Annotated in this window: 23 protein-coding genes and 1 riboswitch; of the genes, 4 read left to right on the plus strand and 19 right to left on the minus strand. The window is 53.6% G+C overall.

What is annotated here, in order from left to right:
* Window positions 1–6: 6 nt before the first annotated feature.
* The 5 genes from ATW55_RS14515 to ATW55_RS16920 all read right to left on the minus strand — a co-directional run bounded on the left by ATW55_RS14515 (window position 7) and on the right by ATW55_RS16920 (window position 4,634).
* Window positions 7–522 (minus strand): adenine phosphoribosyltransferase, encoded by a 516-nt coding sequence (locus ATW55_RS14515; protein ID WP_067719559.1) that lies wholly within the window; start codon window positions 520–522, stop codon window positions 7–9.
* 82 nt (window positions 523–604) lie between these two features.
* Window positions 605–1,495, minus strand: coding sequence for a cation diffusion facilitator family transporter (locus tag ATW55_RS14520; RefSeq protein ID WP_067719562.1), 891 nt, complete (start codon window positions 1,493–1,495; stop codon window positions 605–607).
* A 95-nt stretch (window positions 1,496–1,590) separates the two neighbouring features.
* Entirely contained in the window at window positions 1,591–2,487 is an 897-nt protein-coding gene (gene secF, locus ATW55_RS14525; RefSeq protein WP_067719566.1) for a protein translocase subunit SecF, read from the minus strand.
* Window positions 2,484–3,710, minus strand: coding sequence for a protein translocase subunit SecD (secD, locus tag ATW55_RS14530; RefSeq protein ID WP_067719569.1), 1,227 nt, complete (start codon window positions 3,708–3,710; stop codon window positions 2,484–2,486). Before secD ends, secF begins: the two co-directional genes overlap by 4 nt.
* A gap of 54 nt (window positions 3,711–3,764) precedes the next feature.
* Window positions 3,765–4,634: a post-transcriptional regulator gene (locus tag ATW55_RS16920; protein WP_235587155.1), complete on the minus strand. Its 870-nt coding sequence runs from the start codon at window positions 4,632–4,634 to the stop codon at window positions 3,765–3,767.
* Between the two features lie 766 nt (window positions 4,635–5,400).
* Between ATW55_RS16920 and ATW55_RS14540 the strand changes: the two genes are divergently transcribed.
* The gene (locus ATW55_RS14540) at window positions 5,401–7,059 is read left to right on the plus strand and encodes a putative polysaccharide biosynthesis protein (RefSeq protein ID WP_067719576.1); all 1,659 of its coding nucleotides are present in this window, start codon (window positions 5,401–5,403) and stop codon (window positions 7,057–7,059) included.
* A 13-nt stretch (window positions 7,060–7,072) separates the two neighbouring features.
* Here ATW55_RS14540 and ATW55_RS14545 read toward each other — a convergent pair whose 3' ends face one another.
* Window positions 7,073–7,780 carry a DUF421 domain-containing protein gene (locus ATW55_RS14545; protein WP_235587156.1) on the minus strand — a complete coding sequence of 236 codons (708 nt, stop codon included), beginning with the start codon at window positions 7,778–7,780 and terminating at the stop codon, window positions 7,073–7,075.
* 168 nt (window positions 7,781–7,948) lie between these two features.
* Window positions 7,949–8,013, plus strand: a riboswitch (Fluoride riboswitch).
* Window positions 8,014–8,058: 45 nt separating this feature from the next.
* On the opposite strand from ATW55_RS14545, the gene ATW55_RS14550 reads away from it, so the two are divergent.
* The 3 genes from ATW55_RS14550 (at window position 8,059) to ATW55_RS14560 (ending at window position 10,929) form a co-directional block, all read left to right on the plus strand.
* Window positions 8,059–9,678 (plus strand): FMN-binding glutamate synthase family protein, encoded by a 1,620-nt coding sequence (locus ATW55_RS14550; RefSeq protein ID WP_067719589.1) that lies wholly within the window; start codon window positions 8,059–8,061, stop codon window positions 9,676–9,678.
* 75 nt (window positions 9,679–9,753) lie between these two features.
* Complete coding sequence (gene trmB, locus ATW55_RS14555; RefSeq protein ID WP_067719592.1) at window positions 9,754–10,422, plus strand: tRNA (guanosine(46)-N7)-methyltransferase TrmB; 669 nt, start codon at window positions 9,754–9,756, stop codon at window positions 10,420–10,422.
* A gap of 102 nt (window positions 10,423–10,524) precedes the next feature.
* The gene (locus tag ATW55_RS14560) at window positions 10,525–10,929 is read left to right on the plus strand and encodes a TIGR04086 family membrane protein (RefSeq protein WP_160327265.1); all 405 of its coding nucleotides are present in this window, start codon (window positions 10,525–10,527) and stop codon (window positions 10,927–10,929) included.
* Window positions 10,930–11,000: 71 nt separating this feature from the next.
* On the opposite strand, the gene yajC is transcribed toward ATW55_RS14560, so the two are convergent.
* From yajC to ATW55_RS14625, 13 genes are all read right to left on the minus strand, one after another.
* On the minus strand, window positions 11,001–11,270 hold the full coding sequence (yajC, locus tag ATW55_RS14565; protein WP_067719601.1) for a preprotein translocase subunit YajC: 270 nt from the start codon (window positions 11,268–11,270) through the stop codon (window positions 11,001–11,003).
* A gap of 3 nt (window positions 11,271–11,273) precedes the next feature.
* Window positions 11,274–12,356 (minus strand): tRNA guanosine(34) transglycosylase Tgt, encoded by a 1,083-nt coding sequence (gene tgt, locus ATW55_RS14570; RefSeq protein WP_067719778.1) that lies wholly within the window; start codon window positions 12,354–12,356, stop codon window positions 11,274–11,276.
* A gap of 102 nt (window positions 12,357–12,458) precedes the next feature.
* Window positions 12,459–13,499, minus strand: a complete 1,041-nt coding sequence (gene queA, locus ATW55_RS14575; RefSeq protein WP_067719605.1) for a tRNA preQ1(34) S-adenosylmethionine ribosyltransferase-isomerase QueA — start codon at window positions 13,497–13,499, stop codon at window positions 12,459–12,461.
* 71 nt (window positions 13,500–13,570) lie between these two features.
* Window positions 13,571–15,217 (minus strand): anti-sigma factor domain-containing protein, encoded by a 1,647-nt coding sequence (locus ATW55_RS14580; protein ID WP_067719608.1) that lies wholly within the window; start codon window positions 15,215–15,217, stop codon window positions 13,571–13,573.
* Entirely contained in the window at window positions 15,214–15,960 is a 747-nt protein-coding gene (gene sigI, locus ATW55_RS14585; protein ID WP_201024998.1) for an RNA polymerase sigma-I factor, read from the minus strand. Before sigI ends, ATW55_RS14580 begins: the two co-directional genes overlap by 4 nt.
* 82 nt (window positions 15,961–16,042) lie before the next feature.
* Window positions 16,043–17,047, minus strand: coding sequence for a Holliday junction branch migration DNA helicase RuvB (ruvB, locus tag ATW55_RS14590; protein ID WP_067719611.1), 1,005 nt, complete (start codon window positions 17,045–17,047; stop codon window positions 16,043–16,045).
* Window positions 17,044–17,673 (minus strand): Holliday junction branch migration protein RuvA, encoded by a 630-nt coding sequence (gene ruvA / locus ATW55_RS14595; RefSeq protein ID WP_067719614.1) that lies wholly within the window; start codon window positions 17,671–17,673, stop codon window positions 17,044–17,046. The genes ruvB and ruvA overlap by 4 nt, the downstream gene beginning before the upstream one ends.
* Window positions 17,670–18,230, minus strand: a complete 561-nt coding sequence (ruvC, locus tag ATW55_RS14600; protein ID WP_067719617.1) for a crossover junction endodeoxyribonuclease RuvC — start codon at window positions 18,228–18,230, stop codon at window positions 17,670–17,672. Before ruvC ends, ruvA begins: the two co-directional genes overlap by 4 nt.
* A gap of 39 nt (window positions 18,231–18,269) precedes the next feature.
* Window positions 18,270–19,001: a YebC/PmpR family DNA-binding transcriptional regulator gene (locus ATW55_RS14605; RefSeq protein WP_067719620.1), complete on the minus strand. Its 732-nt coding sequence runs from the start codon at window positions 18,999–19,001 to the stop codon at window positions 18,270–18,272.
* Between the two features lie 11 nt (window positions 19,002–19,012).
* Window positions 19,013–19,870 carry an NAD+ synthase gene (locus ATW55_RS14610; RefSeq protein ID WP_082685892.1) on the minus strand — a complete coding sequence of 286 codons (858 nt, stop codon included), beginning with the start codon at window positions 19,868–19,870 and terminating at the stop codon, window positions 19,013–19,015.
* The gene (locus ATW55_RS14615) at window positions 19,867–20,721 is read right to left on the minus strand and encodes a nitrilase-related carbon-nitrogen hydrolase (protein ID WP_067719622.1); all 855 of its coding nucleotides are present in this window, start codon (window positions 20,719–20,721) and stop codon (window positions 19,867–19,869) included. Before ATW55_RS14615 ends, ATW55_RS14610 begins: the two co-directional genes overlap by 4 nt.
* A 49-nt stretch (window positions 20,722–20,770) precedes the next feature.
* Window positions 20,771–21,784: a phosphotransferase gene (locus ATW55_RS14620; RefSeq protein ID WP_067719626.1), complete on the minus strand. Its 1,014-nt coding sequence runs from the start codon at window positions 21,782–21,784 to the stop codon at window positions 20,771–20,773.
* 142 nt (window positions 21,785–21,926) lie between these two features.
* Window positions 21,927–22,832, minus strand: a complete 906-nt coding sequence (locus ATW55_RS14625) for a muramidase family protein (protein WP_067719629.1) — start codon at window positions 22,830–22,832, stop codon at window positions 21,927–21,929.
* Between the last annotated feature and the right edge of the window lie 99 nt (window positions 22,833–22,931).

Consider the following 22,931-nt stretch of genomic DNA (forward strand, 5'->3'; position numbering starts at 1 on the left):
CAACTCCTACGAATACGTTATGAGCGTCTGAATCGGATACTCTGTCAAAGATTCCCTGCCTTTGAGATAGCCCAGTTCGATGAGAAACGCGAGTCCGACCACCGTGCCCTGCAACTGTGTTACAAGATCGATCACCGTGCGAATCGTCCCGCCTGTCGCGAGCAGGTCATCGACAATAAGGACACGTTCACCCGGCACAATCGCGTCATTGTGGATCTCAAGGCCGTCTTTTCCATACTCTAGGTCATATGTGCGACTGAGTGTTTTAAATGGCAGTTTTCCCGGTTTGCGAATGGGGACAAATCCCACGCCAAGCGCGTAGGCAAGCGGTGCGCCAATGACAAAACCACGCGCCTCAGGCCCCACAACGTGATCGATCTTAAGCTCCCGCGCGTGCTCTGCCAGTTGGTCAATCGCATAGCGAAAAGCCGTTTTATCTCGCAAGAGCGTTGTGATGTCTTTAAAGCGGATTCCGGGTTCTGGAAAATCTTCAATAACGCGAACATAGTTTTTTAAGTTCAATGATCTCGGCACCTCAATGCTTGATAACGTATGCCATCATTATACGCATCCCGCGTCCGCTCTCGCAATTGCAGTCATTTGCCTAGTGGGGCGGTCGCTCATTATAGGGATTGATATGGATCAGCACATCGCGCAGCTCTTCGTGTCTTTCTAAAAGTCGATCTTTTACGCGATGCCCAATGGCGTGTCCCTGCAGAACCGAGATCGTCGGATCAACGCTGATGCGCACCTCGGCGATCCCATAAGGCCCAGACTTTCGCACGCGCAGATCATCAACGCGCAGCACACCGTCCACGTCGCGCGCAGACGCGATCATGCCCTCCGTCGCCCGCTCATCAAGCACCTCATCAAGCAGCAGCTTGTAGGATTCCGCCGCTAATTGATAGCCCATGCGCACGACCACCAGCGCCACGAAGAGCCCGGCGATCGGGTCCGCCAACTCCAAAAGCGGATGGTGCAACCACTCCCCGAACAGCGCGACAGCGATGCCAAGCGCGGCAAAAAGGGACGACCACACATCGGCGCGGTGATCCTTTGCGCCGGCAATCAGCGCCGGTGAATGATCTCGCTTTCCGAGTTTCATCTGCACGCGATAGAGCACCTCCTTGACGAGCGCCGCGGCGAGCGCAACATACAAGGCGACAGCGCTTGGGGCGCTAAGCGGAAGAAAGAAGGTGCGCACGGATGAGTAGACGACTTCAAGTCCCGCCAAGATGAGCAAGATGGCCACGAGGCTTGCCGCGATCACCTCCGCCTTACCGTGCCCGTAGGGATGATCCTCATCGGCAGGTCTGCGCGCGACCTGCACGCCGATGAGCACGGCGATGGACCCAGCAACGTCACTCGCACTGTGTGCAGCGTCGGCGATCAGCGCCTCGGAGTGCGCGACAAAACCAAAAAAGGCTTTGACGAGCGTGAGTACAATATTGATAAGAAGGCTCAAATACGCCTGGCGTTGTGCTGGTTTGTCCACCGCTTCTCCCCCTCTTCACTAGGATGCCTCATTCTGACGAAAAAAAGAACCGGTTAGCAACGGCCACCCGTTGTTAACCGGCAGATAAACTTTGATCAGGCTGCTTTTTGCTCGCGGCGCAGTGAGCGTGAGCGCCAGACCACCCAGATGGGGCTTGCGATAAAGATCGAGGAGTAGGCGCCGCTGATCAAACCGACAAGCAGTGCAAAGCAGAAGTTGTGAATCGGATCGCCGCCAAAGAAATAGAGCATGATCGCCGCAAACAAAACGGTCAACACCGTGTTGATCGAGCGGGTCATCGTCTGCCAAAGCGAGTGATCAACCAATTGTTCCAGATCGGCGAGGCTCTTTAGCTTGGCGCCTTTCAGATTCTCACGGATGCGATCAAAAATAACGATGGTGTCATTGATCGAGTAGCCAACGATCGTGAGCACCGCCGCGATAAAAGGCAGATCCACCGGGATGCGCAAAAGCGCAAACACCGAGATGACGATAAACGCGTCGTGCAAGAGCGCCACAATTCCGGCGATGGCAAAGCGATACTCAAACCGCAGCGCGACATACACCACAATCCCGATGGATGCAAACACGACGGCCCACACCGCGGTTTGCGATTGCTCCTGTGCGATGATCGGAGAAACGGAATCGTACTGCGTTCCTACATAGCCCGGAAAGCTTGTCTTAAACATGTGATTGAGTGTATTTTCCTGTTGAGCATTCAGTTCATAACCAAGGCGGATCACCGCCATGCTGTTTTGCGTTCCGGCGGTGGTGATTGCACTTGCCCCGAGTGGCAGGTTCGCCTTCGCGAAAACGGCGGCAACCGCGCTCGTGTGAAACGGCTGCGTAAACTGCACTTGTACGCGTGAACCTGCCTTAAAATCCGTACCGAGGTTTAGCCCGAACACGAGCATCACAATGAGTCCCGCAACGGTGATCGTACCTGACAATAAGAAGAACCACTTTCTGCGACGAACGATGTCAAACCTCATCGCTTCGCCACCTCCTTTGTCCTTGCGCCGTAGAGCCACGGATTTTTGACGAGGTTGGAACGCGTAAGAAGCATCAGCAGCGACCTGCTTAGAAACACTGCCGTGATGAGACTCACGATGATGGATGCGATGAGCGCAACAGCAAACCCGCGCACAGAGCCTGTCCCATAACCGTACATCACAACACCCGCGATAAACGTTGTGACGTTTGAGTCAAGAATCGTGCGAAGCGCCTTGCGCTGTCCAGCGACGACCGAGGATTGCAGCGATTTACCGTTGCGCAGTTCATCCTTGATCCGCTCATACGTGATGATGTTCGCGTCAACCGCCATGCCGATTCCAAGCACGAGCGCCGCGAGGCCCGTCAGCGTCAAGGTGATCGGGAAGCCTGCAAACACGCCGAGAAGAAGCAGGCTGTAGGCGACGAGCGCGATGACTGCGACAAGCCCCGCGACTCTGTACATGAAAAGCATGAACAAGAAGATGAGAAGAATCGCGAGTGCCCCGGCAAGCAGTGTGGCGTGCAGCGCCGCGCGACCGAGTGTCGGGCCGACCGAAGAAGAAGAGAGTTCGTGCAAAGGCAGTGGCAAGGCGCCCGCGTTAAGCAGGTTGGCCAAATTCTGTGCGTATTGTACGGAAGGCATGTTTGAGATAACCGCTTTGCCGTTTGTAATTACGGATTGAATCGTCGCATTTTGAATCATTTTGCCGTTGAGCCAAATCTCCATCGGCTTGCCTAGATACGTTTTTGTAACGGACGCAAGAAGCGCCGGGTTTTTAAACTGCAGGGACACGTCCGGGTAGCCGTAAGTTGGATCAGGCTCGTACGCCGCGTTGTTCATCAAATCTTTACCCGTCATCAAAACCTTGCCTGAGGCCGATTTGAACTGCAGGTTCGCCTCAGCAGAGAGAAACTGGCGTGCAGCCGTTTGATTGAAGACACCCGCCAACTCGACGCGCACGCGGTTCCCGTTGTCCACCTCGATAAGCGGATCGGCGACTCCAAGGGTATTCACGCGGTTGGTGAGCGCCGAAATCGTCGAATTCAGGTCAGCCGCCGTGATGTTTTGGCCATTTCCAATTTGATAGAGCACGTCAAATCCACCCTGTAGGTCCAGTCCGAGCGGAATCTTGGCGAATAGCTTGGGTCCGACGCTAAAGGTCAGCCCGAAAATGATGATGACAATAAGAATCCAGGTGGTGAAACGACCCCACTTAATCATGATGTCCTCCCGAAACGCGCAATATGGGCAGTATAGAGTATCGCCTGCCGCGATTCAATGGGGCAGGATGTCGCGATAATCTTTGACAGGCAAAACCTTGTATGCATTTTTCATCGTATACGTCATATAGACGTGTGGCTGCAGGCACAGAATGCGGTTGACGAGCGCGTGAAACGACGTGGGGCGCTTCGATTTTGGAAGCGACTGGAAATAATCCCACAGGTCTTCCGGCTGCACCATGCCATAGCCAAGCATGGCAAACTCCTCAGCCTTTTCGCGCAGTAAATGACCGATGTCCGCCGTCCACTCAAGGACGAAAGGTTCCTCTGTTCGTTCATCATCCATCGTTTTTAGCGACTGATTCTCAGACTTTGTCTCCCGAGAGGCTTGATTGGCGCCAAACCCTTGCGACGAATCGGAGGCGATTTTTTCGCATAAAGTATCGTTTTCCTTTGAGCCTTCTGCAAAACCCTCACTCTGACCTTCCACCGCTGACTCACTCGAAGCGCCCTGCGGAGACTCCACAGCGAAAAGGCCCGGTACATCGCCGTGGACAGGCACATTCATCCCACTCTCCATCGCCTCTGTGTAAAGGTTTGCCGCATCTACTTCATCATGCCCCAACAAGTCTTTCGCAACACACGCAGAGATCGATGCAAGGGTTGTGCCGTCTTCAATCTCATCCTCGTCTGCACGGACCGTAAGCGTAGTCTGCGCGTTCATATCCGCAAAAACAGCTTTGCCCACGGACGTTTCTGGAGTGGAATATTGCATCTGTTTACCGGATGCCTCTTTTTCGGCCGTCTCAGTCGCATGTGCAAAAATTTCTTCCAATAACCCGACAATTTCGGCTTCCACGGCTTCCACGGCTTCCACGGCTTCCACGGCTTCCACGGCTTCCACGGCCACGCTGGTTCGACGCACGTGTGAAGATCAGACGCTTTCCTTGCGGAAGTTCCTCTTCATGCGCAGGTTTATGTACGCCCATCCATTGATCTTCCTGCTTCAATGCATCCAATTGATCGACCTGGTCCTCACACGCTCGCGATGCTTCGTTTTTCGATATTTCCCCACACAAATGCTGAGCCTGATCCTTGTCACGCCCAAAAATTTTCAATACGCCACGCGTTTGATCCTCGTTGGCCACTCGCCAACCTCCTGTAACACCGCTCGTCCTCTTCAGGCATATTTTCTCATTAGACACGCTGTGACGCAACCTCTTTATTCATCGTGGCGTGCATCGTGCCACTTACGTCACAAAATCATGGCTAGGACGGCGCTTTAAGATAAAATCCAGCAACCATCCCACTGTCTATTTGCTTGGTGTAATGGGTGAATCAAAAATTCGAGCCGGAGATGACCACACCATACGTGTCTCCTTTAGCGAAGGGGAGCGCTGTTTTCTCTTTGCAAAAGAAATTCCCGCAGACATTTTGATGATTAACAAATGGTGTATACGTTGTTCTACCCCGTCCCATGAAATGAGTGCTCACTGCAGCTAAACGTCTCGCTGTTGGCCGCTTGTTGCAAAGAAATCATCGTCCACAAATCATGAACCTCGCACAGCCCCTCTGGACTAACCCTAAACGTAGACGCATACGCTCAATGGACAGCCATTCCATAGAGACCTATGCTTCTCGCCGTCTCTGCCCATAAAACATCATCGATTCCGCTTCAAGGAGGTTGCCTTGTGAAGCGCCAATCTTTTATCGCCGGAACATCCATCCTCATCGCCGCGAGTCTCATCACGCGATTGCTCGGCTTTGTCTACCGCATTGCACTCACAAGACTGATCGGATCCGAGGGAATCGGACTCTTTCAGATGGTGTTTCCCATTCTCACCCTTGTGCTCACCATCGTCTCAGCAGGCATGGGCACCGCCATCTCAAAACTCGTCGCCGAATCGCTCGTGACAGGAGATCGCACGCGAATCCGGCGCGTCATGCGCTATTCCTTTTTCATCACATCAATCCTGGCTGTCATCTTTACCTGGATCATGCTGCGCTACGGAAAAACGATCAGCCTTCATATGTATACAGACAGACGCGCGTACTATCCTTTGATCACACTGACTCCAGTCATCGGAATCATCGCCATCTCCTCCGTGTTGCGCGGCTATTTCCAAGGCTTGCAGCAGATGAGCATCCCATCCGTCGCATCCATCATCGAGACGTTGATTCGCATTGTCGGCGTTTGGATCATCGCAGCCCTTTCGCTCAAAAAAGGAATTGAATACGCTGCCGCAGGCGTTTCTGCCGGCATGATCCTCGGCGAACTCGCGGGTTGTCTCTACATGTATTACGCATACCGCCGCTACGCTTCCGTCAACAAACTGGACTTGCCAGAACCACCACAGAATCACTCTGTTGCAGCCATCAACCATAACCAAGGGCAACGCTCACCGGAAAAAAAAGATGTCAACCCATCTGGCGAACTTCCCGCGCAAACGATGCTCGCCCTGCTGCAACTCGCGATTCCCGTGACCTTCAGTCGCCTAATCGGTTCGATTGCATTTGCGCTTGAGCCCATTCTCGTGATGCGCGCATTGCTGACGGCCGGTCTCACCGCAACCGTCTCCACAAAGCTGTACGGCGCATACAGCGGCATGGCCATTCCGCTTCTCGTCTTCCCAACCGTTTTCACCTATTCACTCGCCGTGCAACTCGTCCCATCCATTTCCGAAGCGGTGGCATCAGGAAGACGCGGCACCGTCGCGCGCCGCTTGACCCAATCCTTTCGCATCACCGCGCTTATTGGATTCCCAACGTCGCTCATGCTCTTGCAGTTTGCGACACCTCTGTGCACCGTGATCTATGCCCAGCCAAAAGTCGGCCACATCCTCGCCATCATGGCTCCAAGCGGTTTTCTCCTTTATCTGCAAGGACCGCTCTCAGGCATCTTGCAGGGGATCAATCGCGCCTCCACTGCCATGCGCAATTCACTGATTGGCTCTGCCGTCAAGCTTCTCATCATCTATCTGTTTGCTTCGACGCCATCCGCCAACATAAACGCCGTTGCCTGGTCGCTCACAATTGCTGTCTCTCTTACAACCCTCTTGCACATGATTTCTGTTCATCGAGCCATAGGTTTTTATGTCGACCCGCGCGACACTGCAAAGACACTGTTGTGCACGATTCTCATGGGCGTGAGCATGCATGTGCTTTGGCCCATCTACCAAACGGTGATGCCACGCTCCATTGCACTGAGCGCACTGCTTTTCACAGGCCTTTTGATCTACATCATTCTCTTGCTCATTACGCGAACAATTACTGCAAACACGCTAGCGCGCCTGCCAGGCGTCGGTCGACCGCTCTCGCGCGTGGCGCGCCTGATCCCGTTTTCACGATAGCACCATCGTGCAGCTATAACAGCGTGTCGTCTCCTGGCTTTTGCAGGTCGTCCATGCGATCTACATGAAGTTTCACACCATCCCACGAAGCGTAAAAGACATGCTCTACTTTCTTTACACCAAGTTCATGAAGCTCTTTAAGAAGCCACTTTCTGGTCTTGCCGATCTGCTCTAATTTGTCATGATCAAGATGCCCATCAACAATCAGGGACACGGGCATCTTCGTTTTTGCCACCCGCACACCCATATCCTGTGCGGATGCAGGCATCTTTTCCGCCTTTTCAAACACAGACAATTTCCCCGACGTCTCAAGAATGGCAAACTCGACGTCCGCCACATTGGCAATGTTTTTCTCGCGCAGTTGCATCAACAAATCATTCATGTTGTAGCGTGTGCGCCGCATCTCTTTGTCATTGATCTCACCATTAGCCACGAGTACGGTTGGACGTCCTTCAATCAGATCATGAATTTTTCGATTGCGCATCGACAAAAAGGACATGCCAATCTGGAACGCCACAAGATACATGATAATGAGTGCGCCATGCCAGATCGGCAACCGCAAGTCTTGAAGCGCCATCGCGGAAACCTCTGCGATGATGATCGAAACGACAAGATCAAAAATGGATAATTTTCCAATTTCACGTTTCCCCATCATACGCAAAGAGAGAAGAACCATAAAATAAGTAAACAGTGTGCGAACCAAAAGATGCAACACAATCACGCGCAGCACTCCCGCCATATAAAATCAAGCTTACAAATGAATATAATGTCTAAATAAAGCGTGTCCACGAAACGCAAAAATAATCTGCCCCCGATCGAGCACATGCTGTGCGATCCCTTTCCTCTATCCTGCTTGTAATTCTTCGTGAGCTGTTTTATGATGAATGTGACAAAAATGGGTGATGGAGCTCACCCAAACTGCCCTCACCAAGGGATAATGGCTCCTGCGAATCGCATTTCTATTCGCAGGAGCCATTTGAATTTTTGAAGGAGGTTGTGATGATCGTGGGCATCTTCCCAATGATCCTACTCGCATTCATAGCGATCGTATTTCTCGGCATACCGCTTGGCGGATTCATCTACCTTTTTGTCTTATCTAAAAAGCCCCAGCACTCTGTCGTCCGGGCTCATCCGTATTTAGGATGGTTACGCTATATTCTCGAGAAACTCGGACCCGAGTTTCGGCAGTATTGGTTTGACGGCGACACCGACAGCAAGCCTTTTTCCAGAAATGAATTTTTATCCGTCGTATTCTCAAGCAAATATCGCACAGATTTAATAAGCTTTGGCGGCAAAAGGGATTATGATGCTCCAGGGCTTTACTTGTCCAATCACCTTTTTCCAACCCTAACAAACGAGTTGCATGTTGATAACACCGAGAGTGTGGAAGGACACAGATACCAAATCATCCGTGAGGGTCTCTTCACGCGACATGAGAAAGTAATGCATGAACAGGCAAAAAAATGGCTTCTTCAGGTCCAAGATTCCATCGTGATTGGAGAACACCTCAAACATCCATGGGTTCTCAGAGGCATGTTTGGCGCTTCGGCAACATCTTATGGTTCAGTTGGAGAAAACTACATTCTGTCAACAGGTACCGGAGCTTTTATGGCTGGAGGTTCTTGGATCAATACAGGTGAGGGCGGTGTCGCACCAGAGCATCTTATGAGTCATGTTGATGTTGTTGCGCAAATTGGTCCAGGTCTATTCGGATTTCGAGATAATGATGGGAATTTTTCACTTGAGGAGTTCCAAAAAAAGGCTGAAGAAGAGCATATAAGAGCATTTGAATTAAAATTTCATCAGGGCGCTAAAATCCGTGGGGGTCATTTAGAAGGCACAAAAGTGACAGAAAAAATCGCCATGATCCGCAAGGTGCCCGTAGGGAAAACGATCAATTCCCCCAATCGCTTTCCATTTCTCAAAGACGAAAAAGATGCGTTGCTATTCATCCGCCAATTGCAAGAAAGAGGAGGAAAACCAGTTGGCATTAAACTGGTCGTAGGCAACGCATTACAACTGGAAAATTTTTTCCAGACCATGCTTCAATTGGATATCTATCCTGATTTTTTGACGGTAGACGGCAGTGAAGGTGGTTCGGGAGCGACTTTTAAATCCATGGCGGACAGCGTAGGGCTCCCCTTGTTTCCAGCTCTCATCATGGTCGATGATGCAGCGCGAAGTTTTGGCATTCGCGATCGGATAAAAATTTTTGCGTCAGGGAAATTGATCAGTCCGGACAAAGTTGCCATCGCACTCGCTTTAGGGGCTGATTGCGTTAACTCTGCGCGAGGCTTTATGATGGCTAATGGTTGTATCATGGCTATGCAGTGTCATACAGGCAAATGTCCGACAGGCATCACCACAACCGACCCCAAGTATCAGTCTGCCTTAGTGCCTGGCGAAAAACAGTGGAGAGTCATGAATTATATTTTACAGGTGCGAGAGGGTGTTTTTGCACTTGCAGCCGCGTGTGGATTAAAAAGTCCTCGGGAGTTTACGCGGGAACATGTTGTCTATAAAAATGATCACGGTCGATCCGTTCGAATCTCCGAATTATTCCCATACCCAAAAGCAGGGCTTCATTCTGTGCCAACACAAACCGAGGAAATCAGTTAATACGAACCACCCATCGCGCAGATGAGACACGAAGATACGACCTCACAATGGAGTTTTTAGTAAGGAGAAATGGAAGTGCGCATTCGCGGTAAAGAGAAGGTACCCGCATTACTACAAGAGGCATCCGCCTACCTGCTCGATGCAAATCAGCCTGCCAAAGATCAGTGGCCGGCGCTGCAACAAGCAAACTGGACAGTGAAAAACATAGAAATCGGTTCAGGGCGAGGAACATTTCTTGCAACGATGGCACAGCGAAACCGCGACCAGCTGTTTCTTGGCGTCGATCTCTATATCCCGATCGTTGCGCGTGCGGCGACACTCTTGCGCGAATATGCTTGCCCAAACGCAAAACTGGTGTGCATTCACGCAGAACGCCTTCCCGATTTTCTCGCGCAGGTCACCTTTGACCGACTGTTTCTCAACTTTTCAGACCCTTGGCCACGGCGGCGCAATGACCGCAAGCGATTGACTCATCCGCGCTTTCTTGAGCGATACCGCTCCTTTTTGAGGCCAGGCGGCATTCTTGAATTTAAAACAGACAACCTTCCGCTCTTTTTGTACAGTCTGCAGACACTCGCGGCGAGCGACTGGACAATCCTAGAAGAAACGCGCGATCTTACGCTTGTCACTGATGACGACAAAGCGTGCGAAGGTCGCTATGTAAAGACGGAATACGAGCAAAGGTTCCGGGCGCTCGGGCAACCGATCCATCACCTCGTCGCACAGTCACCGCAAACAGAATAAGATTTGTGCGGCTAAAGTCATACACCTCGGCACATGGGCATATAGATGGGACAAACCCTCGAAATCAAAGAGAATGGCCCGATCCCGCCTGGAGGTGGACTGGTGAAAGCAAAGCTTTGGCCTCAATTCCGCAGTGAAGTAAACGGCTCACCACTGGTACACGGTGTCATCGTCGCATTTATCGCATTTTTAATTCTGACGCTCATCATGGCGGGCGTTTATACGTGGTCGAACCTGTCCGAAGCGTCACTCCCTTACACTGCATACACCATCAACGCGCTCTCCTCCTTGGCAGGCGCGCTCGGTGCGGCGCGAAGTGCCGGAATGCGGGGATGGTATTACGGATTTGTCACCGCCATGATCTTCAGCGCCGTTCTCGCGCTTGTCGGCAGTCTGGTCGATTTTAGCGCCACCTTCCAGTTGGAGACCATCTTGCGCATTCTTTTGCTCGGTCTGATCGGCGCTTTCGGCGGTGTCATCGGGGTCAATTTGAAGCGCTCGTCATAATCCTCGCACGTGCCACACCGAAAAAAAGACCTGTCTGCGCGCGCAGGCAGGTCTTTTTTTCGGCAACTGGTTCACTCTTGCGGAACAACGCGACTGATCGCGCTCTTTTCAAACGTCAGCTTCGCGTTTCCATCAACCGCAATGGTCACCGTTTGACCTTCAATCGCAGTCACTGTTCCGTGAAGTCCGCCAATTGTCACCACTCGGTTTCCAACAGCGAGACTCGCCATGAGATTATTTCTCTCTTTTTGGCGTTTTTGTTGCGGCCGAAGAATGAACACATAGAGAATTCCCAGCAAAAACAAATAAGGAATCAACGCTTCCAATTGTTTTACAGTCATCTGTTACCCCTCCACCTGATACCCGTAATTTTCAAAAAATGTCTTGCGCAGTGCGAGCAGTCGATCTTCTTCAATCGCAGTGCGAATCTGCGCCATGAGCGTCACTAAAAAATGCACATTGTGATACGATGTGAGACGAATCCCGAACGTCTCTTCCGCTTTGAGAAGATGTCTTATGTACGCGCGCGAATAGTTTTTGCACACGTAACAGTCGCACGCCTCATCAAGTGGCGTATAGTCCCGCGCATTCGCGGCATTTTTAAGTACGAGTTTTCCGCGCGATGTAAACACGGTTCCATTGCGGGCGATTCGCGTCGGCAAAACACAGTCAAACATGTCAATGCCGCGTAAAACACCCTCAAAGAGATCATCCGGCGAACCGACACCCATGAGATAGCGGGGGCGATCCTTTGGCAAAAAGGGCGTCGTAAACTCCACCATCTCATACATGAGCGGTTTTTCTTCGCCCACACTGAGTCCCCCAAGCGCGTAGCCGGGAAAATCGAGCGCCGTGATCTCTTCAGCTGCACGCGCACGCAAATCGCGAAACATTCCTCCCTGTACGATGCCAAAAAGCGCCTGGTCTTCCGTTCGCCCATGCACCGTCTGACAGCGCTTTGCCCACCGCGTTGTTCGCGCAAGTGAATCTGCGACGTACTCACGCGTTGCCGGATAGGGCGGGCACTCATCAAACGCCATGATGATATCTGCGCCAAGCGCATTCTGGATCGCAATCGACTCTTCTGGGCCGATAAATAGCGGAGCGCCCGAGATGTGCGAGCGAAAGTGAACGCCTTCTTCTGTAATCTTGCGCTTCGAGGAGAGACTGAAAACCTGATAACCGCCGCTGTCCGTCAAAAGTGCGCGCGGCCAATTCATGAAGCGATGGAGCCCTCCTGCCTCGCGTACAATCTCCTCACCAGGGCGCAAATGAAGATGGTACGTATTGGACAGAATGATTGACGCACCCGTTTGCATGACTTCTTCCGGACTGAGCGTTTTCACCGTGGCCTGTGTTCCCACAGGCATGAAAACCGGCGTCTCAATGACTGCGTGTGGCGTGCTCAAACGGCCGCGACGCGCCATGGAATCCGCGCTCTCTTTGAGCAATTGAAACTGAAGCGCTGACAAAAAATGTTTCTCCCTTCCCTTGCCCAAGACGTACCAGATCCCTATTGAACAAAACCATTACAAAATCAGCATCGCATCGCCAAAACTAAAAAAGCGATACTCATGCTCCACTGCGATGCGGTACGTCTCAAGCAGCCGCTCCCGACCGATCAGCGCGGCGACCAGCATCATAAGCGTCGATTGCGGCAAATGAAAGTTTGTGATCAGGCCCTCTGTGACGCGCAACGGCTCGTTCGGATGGATGAAGATATCTGTGAAGCCTTGGATTGATCCGTCCTCAGCGACAGTCCCGTAATTCCGCCACGCAGATTCAATCGTGCGCACAGACGTCGTTCCTACGCAAATCACGCGCCGCCCCTCTGCCTTCGCCCGTTCGATCGCTTGTTTTGTTTCTGCAGGAATGCGAAACCACTCTGCGTGCATCGTGTGTTTCTCCACATCCTCGACTTGAACGGGACGAAACGTGCCAAGGCCTACATGTAGTGTGACAAACGCTCGCTCGACTCCCTGCGCCGCAAGGGATGAAAGCAACTCGTCTGTAAAGTGAAGTCCTGCCGTGGGTGCTGCCGCCGATCCCTTTTCCCGCGCGTAAACCGTCTGATAACGCGTGCGATCTTCGAGGCGTTCATGAATGTAGGGTGGAAGCGGCATCTCACCGAGTGTTTCAAGAAGGGCATCCCACATCTTTGCATCTGTATCAAATGCGATGTGGCGTACCCCATCCTGCCCTTCGCCAATGACCGTTCCTGTGAGCGCCCCGCCGCCAAAGCGCAAGCGTTGACCTGATCTGATACGCCGCCCAGGTTTAACCAGCGCTTCAAAATGCACTGGATTTTGAAGCGGCCTCAGCAATAAAAGTTCAACGGCCCCGCCCGTCCCTTCCTTTTCACCAAACAAGCGCGCGGGGATCACACGTGAATCATTAAAAATAAGTAAATCTCCCGCGCGAAGATAGTTACCCAATTCATAAAAACGGGCATGCGCCAAGGTTTGTTCCTTCCGATTAAGAACAAGCAGGCGAGAATCCGACCGTTTTTCTAGCGGGGTTTGCGCAATCAGGTGCGCGGGGAGTTCATAATCAAAGTCTTCCGTCTTCACATTCACACCGCCTCTTGCACATGCACTATACCATAGGTTCACGGGGAAGCAAAAAGACGGTTGATCAGCGATCAACCGTCTCCGCCTGTATCATGGTGGTGATGTTTTTTTCTTTGTTCCCGTGAAGCGTGCTGCTGGTCTCCTTGCCCGGCGGCACTAAAACCGTCTGTCGAGGATGTCAGAGGTGGTATGCCTTGCCCGCTCGCCCCTGACGACTGGCCAATCGGCGGCAGCGGCGGCAGCGACAGTCCACCTTGCCCGCTGAAAGTCATCGATACGCCCGGCGAGTGATCCTCCCCCGCTCCTGAACCGTCCCCCGCAGGTTGCCGCCTGTCCTTGCTCTTTGTGCGTCCGTCACCTTCCTGCGCATGCGTGCTAGGCAAGTCGATGAAGTGCGGCGCAATGCTCACAACAACGCGACCAGGCGTCAGACCCTGCTCACGCTGCGCAGTGCCGTCCCCCTGAATGGGAGATTGCCCATCCGCCGTCTTGCTGTAACCTTGTGAATCAGAACCACCCCGTGCCCCTCTATTTTCTTGAGAGTTCGGGTTCCCATCTAAATTGCCATGGGTCTTATCACGGGCATCTCCGCGCAAATGCTTCTCCGTCTCACCCGGACGATGTCCATCCGTCACAGGAGGAAGCGGCGGCAATAGTGCAGGGAGTCGCGACTGCAAGGATCCCGCGTCTGATGACGGCTGGGTTTTTGTCTGATCTGAAGAAGGAGGCTTTGTCCCATCCGCCGTTTTGCCACGCGCATGCTCCGTATGGGTGTCGCGCGATTTGTGCGAGGTACTTTGCGGCTCCAGGTTCTCGAGTGGCGGCAGCGGTGGCAGTGGCGGCGCTGCAGCTAAAACCTCACCTTTAAGCGTATTCTTTGTTGCATCATTTTTGAGATGAGCGGTCACCAGCTTCAAAACGTGAGGCAGTGTCTTGTCACTGCTCACCGTCTGTACAATGCGATTGGCCACCTTTTGTCCTCCGACAGCAGGTGAGAGGGCGCCTGATTCAATTTCTCGCCACGAGACGTGCAGGCCGCGCCTGCGCGCCTCAACATAGAAAGCGAGTCGCCCAGGTGAAACATGCAGGCGCTGCGCCAAACGCCAGAGTGACGGAGATGCGATAAAGGAAGCGACAAACACCTGCCGCTTTCCAACCGTCGAGCGGATCGACGCATCCGTCAGAGACAAAAGGCTCTGCAGTTGCGTACTTGTCACATGGTTGCCTGCCGTCGATGTGACGATCACCGAACTGAGCGCATGGAGATAACCGAGTGAAGAAATTTTCTTCAGATAGCGCTCTACCGCAATTTTAATCGGCAAATGCACGAGATGAAGGCCTCGCAACGCGTGCGCGCCGTCTGCATCGAGTGACGCGACACCAAGCACGATGTTCTGGTTGGATACGGAAAATTGAACACTCGGGTTGATATCAATCGACAGGTACGCCGTGGGTTTCGCAAACGCCGGCATCAGTTGCGAGAGCGAGAGAAAGGCAACGAGCAAAAACGCCGCCACAGCGCCAAAAGCGCCAGTTCCCCTGCGCAAGCGCCTGCGAGCCCGCATCTGGGTGATCGCTCCGTCAATCAGCGTCGCCGGGATGTCAATTCTTTCGCCAATCTGCATGGATGGCGTGCGTGCAATTCTCTCAAACCGCGCATCAGGAGTCATGATCACAGCTGTCGCATCGTCCGGGAAGGACATGATAAACGCCCTCATCTCAGTTCCTCCCCCACAAAACTTTGCAACATCTCATAATCCCCTAGCAAAAGAACGGCGACTGCAATAATGTAGCGTCTCTGTCGCTCAAGCGTCTTTCGACTGACATCAACGAGTGGTTCTAACTGTTTTAAAGGAAGTGTCCCAGACGCCAAAAACATTGCGCGCAACGCTTCCGTTTTGGCAACCATACGCGCGGCGTGCACCGCGTTTCGTCGAGCATCATCATGTTTCGGACAAATATCTACCAGTTCATTCATATCAATGCCAAAGCGTTGAAGTTCTACGGTATATCGCGCAATCTCTTCCGCACGGTTTCGCGTCTCCTCATCGACTGCGTGTTGCATGAGCGCTGTGTCATTCTCAACTGAATTGTACACATCTCCCTCATCGTCAACCTCATCGAACGCTGCAAATGGAATCTCGCGCTGCTTTGATCTCGCTCGAAAATAGTCGATGAGGCGGCGCTTCATAACCGTTTCGGAAAACGCGACAAAACTGCCCCGATCCGATCGATAGGCGTCAATCGCTTCATTTAATGCGAGCAAGGCCATCTGAAATTCTTCATCCGACTCGCCGATTTTTCGTCCGCACGCATCTTTTGCGACGCGCAGGACAAATGGTTGAAACTGCCGCAAGAGTGCGTCACGCGCAAGTCGATCACCTGCTTTTGCATCTTCCAGCAGACTCAGGAGCTTTGTCGCATCACCGGTCGGATTTCTCCGAAACGGTATCCGGATCACGTATCGAACCCCCTTTTGCATGGTTCGTGAAACGGGCGTTTTTTCTGTCCGTAGCCTGTTTCCCGTCGTTCAAAGTGATCTGTCACGCCTCAGTGACTGGTTTCACGCGACCTAGATGAGCATAGGCGGCGGCCGTCGCCTCACGCCCGCGCGCTGTGCGCGAGAGAAGTCCAGACTGTAAAAGATAAGGTTCATAAACGTCTTCAAGCGTACCGGCATCTTCCCCGATCGAGGCGGCCAGCGTCTCAAGGCCGGCCGGCCCCCCGTGAAAGCGATCGATCAGGCACAGCAAGATGCGATGATCCAACTCGTCAAGCCCAAACGCGTCAACCTTCATCCGCGTTAGCGCCTCCACCGCAAGCTCTTGATCGATCCGCCCGTCTCCGATCACTTGCGCAAAGTCGCGCACACGCCGCAGCAAACGGTTCGCAATGCGCGGTGTACCGCGCGAGCGTCGCGCGATTTCATGAGCGCCTTTTGTATCGATCTCGACACAAAGGATTGCCGCCGCGCGAAGCACAATGCGTGACAGATCTTCCACCGGGAAGTAGCGGAGATTGAGCACCACGCCAAAGCGATCACGCAGGGGCGCTGACAAAAGCCCGGCGCGCGTCGTCGCACCAATCATGGTGAATGACGGCAGATCCAGCCGCAATGCCCGCGCGCTTGGCCCTTTGCCAAGCATGACATCCACCGCGAAGTCTTCCATCGCCGGATAGAGCACCTCTTCAACTGTGCGCGGCAGGCGATGGATCTCATCGACAAATAATACATCGCCCTCCTGAAGACTTGTCACAAGCGCCGCCAAATCGCCCGCGCGCTCAATGGCAGGACCTGACGTCACGCGGATGTTGACCCCCAGCTCATTGGCGATGATGTGTGCGAGGGATGTTTTCCCAAGGCCAGGGGGACCGTAAAAAAGCACATGATCAAGCGACTCTTTGCGCTTGCGTGCAGCGTCAATGTAGATGCGCAGGTTTTCTTTGACCGCATCCTGCCCGATGTACTCGCGCAAAAAGCGCGGACGAAGCGTCTCTTCCCGCGCGTCCTCCTGAAGCATTTCTCCCGCCACAATCCGCTCGTTCATCGCGCACCTCGCTCACTGAGTACTCTGAGTGCCGCCTTTAGCGCGTCTTGCAAAGACAAATCTCCCCACGCATTGATGTATTGTGCGAGCACGCGTTCAATTTCGCGCTCTGCGTAGCCAAGCGCCGAGAGCGCCGCGCTCAACTCGGCGTATACGCTCGAATGACTGGCGTCTGCCGCGAGTCGTCGCTCCGACTGTATTTGTCCACGGCGCGCTCCATCAAGCAAGTCGTTCACCTTGTCTTTTAGTTCAAGCACGATGCGCCCTGCCACTTTCGCACCGACGCCCGGCGCCGCCGTGAGCACCTTTGTCTGTTCGTAAACGATCGCTTGAACAATCTCGTCTGTTGCCATATGGCTCATCATCTGAAGGGCCAGTCGCGGACCAATCCCGCTCACGGTCTGCAGACGCAAAAAAAGCTCCCGATCTGCTCGCGCCACAAAACCATAAAGAGTCATCGCATCTTCCCGCACGTGATGGACAGTGTATAATTTTTGCATCGTATCCATAGAGAGCGCGTCAAGATCGCGCTTCGGCAAAAAAACGCGGTACCCAACGCCTGCCACATCAAGAATGACCGCATCCGCCTCGCGCTCAGAGACACTGCCAACGAGATGTGCGATCATGTCCATTTCCTCCTTGTGGCCTTCGTCTGCGGCACGAGCGTGGAGGCTTGCTGTGCAGACGCCTGAACGCGCGCCATGTTCTCGTTATAAACGGCAAAGTGCGCATGCGTAATCGCTACTGCCAGCGCATCTGCCGCGTCATCTGGCTTTATGATATCGCGCAGTGACAAAAGAACCTTGACCATCTCCTGCACCTGCTTCTTGTCGGCGCGCCCATACCCCGAAACCGCCTGTTTCACCTGAAGCGGCGTGTATTCGCCGACACGAAGCCCCGCTTTTTGCGCGGCGAGCAACACCACACCGCGCGCCTCTGCAGCCGTCAGCGCCGTCGTCACATTGCGCGCAAAAAATAGCTGTTCTACGGCAAACTCTTCTGGCGCGTGCTTGTGGATCAGCGTCACTATCGCGTCATAAATCGCAGCGAGACGCTCTCCGATCGGCGTTTTCGGCGATGTCTCAATACACCCCGCCTCCACCATTCGATACGAATGTCCCACCACATCGATCACGCCAAACCCCGTGCGGCCAAACCCCGGATCGATTCCTAAAATCCGCATGCTTCACCTCCAGTCTCCCGTTTGCAGCGCTTGCTTTCATCACGCACCAGGAAAAACGGCATTCGTATACAGGTGATCCACATCATCGTGTTCTTCAAGCAGTGTGAGCAGCGTCGCCGCCCGCTCCTGCTCGTCATCCGAGACGTTCGACAAAACGTTCGGCACGTACATAACCTCTACCGACAACGGTTGCAACCCTTTTGCGACGACGTTTTTTTCAAGCTCCGACAGTGACTCGGGCTCTGTATAAAACACGCATTCATCCTCATCTTCCTGCATATCATCCGCGCCTACCTCAAGTGCGATAAGCGTAGGATCCGCATCACCCAAAAGTTCGTCGCGCGCAATCCGCACGACGCCTCGCCGCTGAAAACACCATGCGACACAGCCCGATTCGCCAAGACTGCCACCGTGCTTTGAAAAGAGGTGACGGATTTCTGCAGCCGTGCGATTGCGATTGCTTGATGAGATTTCAAGCAGTACCGCAAAACCGCCTGGACCATATCCCTCGTACAAAAAAGTTTCGAGGTGCATCCCGTCAATCATTCCTGTCGCCTTGGCGAGCGTGCGCGCAATCGTGTCGCTTGGCACGCTGTTTTCTTTGGCCTTCTCAATCGCCACCTTCAGTGTGTAATTCACATCTGGATTGGCGCCGCCGCGCTTTGCCGCCGCATAGATGTCCCTGCACAGCTTTGTAAAAAGCTGTCCGCGCGAAGCGTCCTGCTTTCCTTTGCGATGCGCGATATTCTTCCATTTCGAGTGTCCAGCCATAAAACGTCTCCTTACATGCCCCAGTCGCGCGGATAGAGAAAATCGATGCCAATCGTGCGGCTGGAGAGTTTTGCGATGATGGGCGGCACGCGTTTATAGTGATTGAGGCGAACCCGCCGCATCACCGCTTCAATCAACTCCGGAGCAAACCCGAGCCCCTCAATCTCTGCGCGCGTCTGCCAGCGGTCAACCCATTCGTGCAAAAGCGCATCCGCCTCATCATACGTAAACCCCAGTTCATTCTCATCCGTCTGCTCTTCCCACAAATCGGCCGACGGCGCTTTGCGCAAAATGGCGTCAGGCACACCCAATTGCATCGCAAGCGCACGCACCTGCGATTTATAGAGATCACCGATGGGGTTTACAGCAGAACCGAGATCCCCAAACTGTGTGCCATAGCCAAGCAGCAGTTCCGTTTTGTTGCTCGTTCCAAGTACGAGCGCGCGATAGACTGCAGCGTGATCAAAAAGAATCGACATGCGTTCTCGCGCCATCTTGTTTCCACGTCGCAACAGACTCGCAGACGGATCGCGCGAAAAATAGGCGTCGATCTGCGGTGTAATCTCGACCAAATCCGCCTTTAAGCCCAACTCAGAAATGATCGCCTGCGCATCGCGCAAACTCGCCGGGCTGCTCAACCGATAAGGCATGATCACAGGATGAACGCGCTCTGCACCGAACGCCTGTACCGCAAGATACGCGACAAGCGCTGAGTCAATGCCACCAGACAATCCGAAGACGACATCGCGAAACCCTGTCTTTTCAACTTCATCGCGCAAAAAGTCGACGAGAATTGGAGCGGCCGCGCGCACACTCTCGCGCAAGCGGGCAAGCGTCTGCAAAACGTGAGGGTGAAGGTCAGCGTTCATCCGTTTTCCCTCCCCGCGCGCAGTGCCTGTTTCATCCGCCGCAAGGCGCTCTCTGGGTCCTCATCGCGCAAAAACGGTGAGCGATAGCGCACACTGCGCAACTGCGCTTCATTCAAGTCGGCGAGATGCAAGCCTTCTTTGTCATCCTTAACTTCAAAGAGAATCTCTCCATCCGGTCCCGCCACAAACGAATGCCCAAAAAAGTGCAGTCCATCCTCAAACCCCGTGCGGTTTACAAAAACGATAAACGTCGTAAAAAGCTGCGCGTGCGTCCGGATCATCCGCTGCCAAAACTGCTGCGATGACGAATCTGCGGAGCCGCTTAGCGCGCGCCCGGGACCTGCGGCAATCACATAGATGACACCCGTCCCTGTCAGCGACAGCGTGTAGAGCGACGACGGATGCCACGCGTCTTCACAAATGAGAAGACCCGTCGTGCCGTAGGCAGTCTGAAAAGACGTAAGCGTCTCACCGCGCGCCACATGCCGCTGTTCTTCAAACAGCCCGTACGTAGGTGGGTAGAGTTTTCGGTGGCGGTGGAGTGCTTGTCCCTTTGACGCGTAAATGGATGTGATGTAAAAGCGGTGGTCGTCACTCTCTTCAATAAAGCTAAACACCAAGTCAAGATCTGTACTCTCACGAATCAACCGAGAAATACGCGGATCGTCGACACGCATCGCGACAGCAAGCGTAAGATCACGCAGCGCATAACCGGTCAACCCGAGTTCGGGAAAAACGACAACCGAGGCGCCCTGCGCGCGCGCTACCTGGATCATGTCAAGGTGCTTTTCCAGATTCTGATCAAGATCTCCGAGGCGCGGTGTCATCTGCGCCATCCCCACTCGCAACACGTTTGCAACTTCCTCTCTGGCGGTGCAAAAATCCCAAAATGGCGTCCAATCAACGTTTATGGTAGCAGTATAGCATCTTTTTGGCTCCATCGGCGGTTTGCCTGCGTTCATCGCTCAGCATGCGCTGCTCCGTTTTCAAAGCATACGCGATGCGGCGCGCCAGACGCGCCCACTGGGCACTTGACAGCCGTTTGGGGCCTTCCCCTAATTCGCGCAGCGTAAGCATCGGAAACCCCCGGAGGCGCCACAGCGCATCCACTTGCCCATCTGTCAGTGGACGTATCATCGTATAAGCGTCAAGCACGTCGTCATAAGCGTGCTCAAACGAGACGCCGCTGTAACTCATGTGTCCAATCATCTGATGCAAATCATAGAGTGGCGAGTCAAGTCCCGCCAAGTCAAAATCGATCAGCGCCGTAGCGCCTCCTTCTTCAATAAGGAGATTGTGCGGCGCAAGATCACGGTGACAGAGAGTATCCTCGTCGCGATCTCGCTCAAGCTGGTGTGCGACTCCAGACGCTGTAAGTGCGCGCAACTGTTTTTCTGCCTGCTTTTTAAGCGTCACCCACGTTTCTCCGGTCATTCCCGGCAAACCGCGTTTTTCAACCTGTGATGACGCCTGTTTTAAGCGATGGGAGAGTTTTTGCAAGAGGGACGGTGCAAGCCGAAGCTCCCCCGGGATGTGGATGCGCGCACTATGCAGACGCGCCACGGCTACCGCCGCGCTGCGTCGATGTTCGCGTATCGAAAAATCAGACTGGCGGCCGCGCAGCCACGGCTCCACGGTGGTCGGGTGTCCGGCGAGCCACACCAGCGACTCTCCGGACACCGTCTCAAGATAGGGAGGAACAAGGCCTGCTTGCGCCAACTGTCTGCGCACACTGGCGAGCGCCTCCAGGCGCGAAAGCGGCACATCCCGCTCCGGCGTATAGCGCTTTACGATGAGTCGGCCGCGATCCGTCAGAATACCTGCGACAGAACGCATCGGAACGACGGCGCGAATGCGCAGATCATACGCATCCTCAAGACAAAGAAGTGCCTCATCCGAAAGCTGTGCCCTCACCCTGTTCACCCCTCTTGAGACATCGACAGCGCGTGTCGATCCCGAAATCACGGCGCAGCCGATCATTTTTCCCGCAGGTGGTGGCGCGTAAGCGCCACGCCACTGTCAGATGCGAAGTATCAAGCGAACTGCACTGGCTTCTCTACATGTGCGAGGAATCCCTGAACCAAGACGAGTCATTCATAAACATGGAACTGCTCTCGCGCATCTTGAACGACTTTGAGACAGGGCCATACATCGTGGGCGGTGTCACAAAAGGCGTACTCATCGGGTGAATCGGCATGACTGGACCCTCAAACACAGGCCCGATCGGCGGCGGATTCGTTGGATCCCAGCAAATGACTTGCTCCCCAATCGGCTCGCGCTCAATCTCTTGTTTGACGATTTCTTCATGCACATAGTACTTCGCCACACTCGGAGGCGCCGGCTTCATTTTTGGCGCAGGCGGAGGTGTCGGATTGATCTGTGTTTTTTGCACCTGCACATTGGTGTCGATGTGAATCGGCGGCAGTTGAAACGGTGGCGTTTGCACTGGCGGAGCGATCGGTTGCGTCGCCTGAACCTTTGGCATCGTCATCTTTTCTTTCATGCTGAGCAGCGACTGTTTGGAAGACATCGGTCCGACCGGGCCGCTGGTGCCACCTGGGACGATCAGCGTTTGTCCTGGCATGATCATGTTGGGATCTGCAACTTGCGGATTTGCTGCAATCAGGCTGTTAAGCGGAACCCCCACAGCGTTGGCAATCTTCCACATCGTATCACCAGGTTTAACCACATAGGTCGAGCCGCCAACGTGCGACACAGAGACACTTGGCGTTACATTTTGCACAGGCGTACCGCCAAGCGGGTATCCACCGTGTCCGACGGGTGTTTCTGGTGCAGAAGAGCCCATGCCAGCTGTCCCTGGCAACGTCAGAACCTGCCCAACTTGAATCTGATCTGGATTTTGCACTTGAGGATTCGCTGCAATCAACGCGTCAAGACTGATTCCAAATCGATTTGCAATTTTCCACATCGAATCACCGCTTTGAACGGTGTACGTTCTCATGCAATGGCCTCCTCGTTCTGTAGTCATTTGCACTATATGCGCGGATGGGCAGAATGACAGGAAAATAGGCACTTTTCTTCGGTGGTTCGAGGATCACTG

Source organism: Ferroacidibacillus organovorans, assembly GCF_001516615.1.
Taxonomy (GTDB): domain Bacteria; phylum Bacillota; class Bacilli; order Alicyclobacillales; family SLC66; genus Ferroacidibacillus; species Ferroacidibacillus ferrooxidans_B.

Bases quoted from the DNA above. Each gene is read 5' to 3' on its own strand.
- ruvB (WP_067719611.1), bottom strand. From the start codon at position 17,047: ATGAACGAGCGGATTGTGGCGGGAGAAATGCTTCAGGAGGACGCGCGG.
- ATW55_RS14605 (WP_067719620.1), bottom strand. From the start codon at position 19,001: ATGGCTGGACACTCGAAATGGAAGAATATCGCGCATCGCAAAGGAAAG.
- ATW55_RS14550 (WP_067719589.1), top strand. From the start codon at position 8,059: ATGATCGTGGGCATCTTCCCAATGATCCTACTCGCATTCATAGCGATC.
- ruvA (WP_067719614.1), bottom strand. From the start codon at position 17,673: ATGATCGCACATCTCGTTGGCAGTGTCTCTGAGCGCGAGGCGGATGCG.
- tgt (WP_067719778.1), bottom strand. From the start codon at position 12,356: ATGGCGCGTCGCGGCCGTTTGAGCACGCCACACGCAGTCATTGAGACG.
- ruvC (WP_067719617.1), bottom strand. From the start codon at position 18,230: ATGCGGATTTTAGGAATCGATCCGGGGTTTGGCCGCACGGGGTTTGGC.
- ATW55_RS14610 (WP_082685892.1), bottom strand. From the start codon at position 19,870: ATGAACGCTGACCTTCACCCTCACGTTTTGCAGACGCTTGCCCGCTTG.
- secF (WP_067719566.1), bottom strand. From the start codon at position 2,487: ATGAGGTTTGACATCGTTCGTCGCAGAAAGTGGTTCTTCTTATTGTCA.
- secD (WP_067719569.1), bottom strand. From the start codon at position 3,710: ATGATTAAGTGGGGTCGTTTCACCACCTGGATTCTTATTGTCATCATC.
- ATW55_RS14625 (WP_067719629.1), bottom strand. From the start codon at position 22,832: ATGAGAACGTACACCGTTCAAAGCGGTGATTCGATGTGGAAAATTGCA.
- yajC (WP_067719601.1), bottom strand. From the start codon at position 11,270: ATGACTGTAAAACAATTGGAAGCGTTGATTCCTTATTTGTTTTTGCTG.
- ATW55_RS14580 (WP_067719608.1), bottom strand. From the start codon at position 15,217: ATGAGGGCGTTTATCATGTCCTTCCCGGACGATGCGACAGCTGTGATC.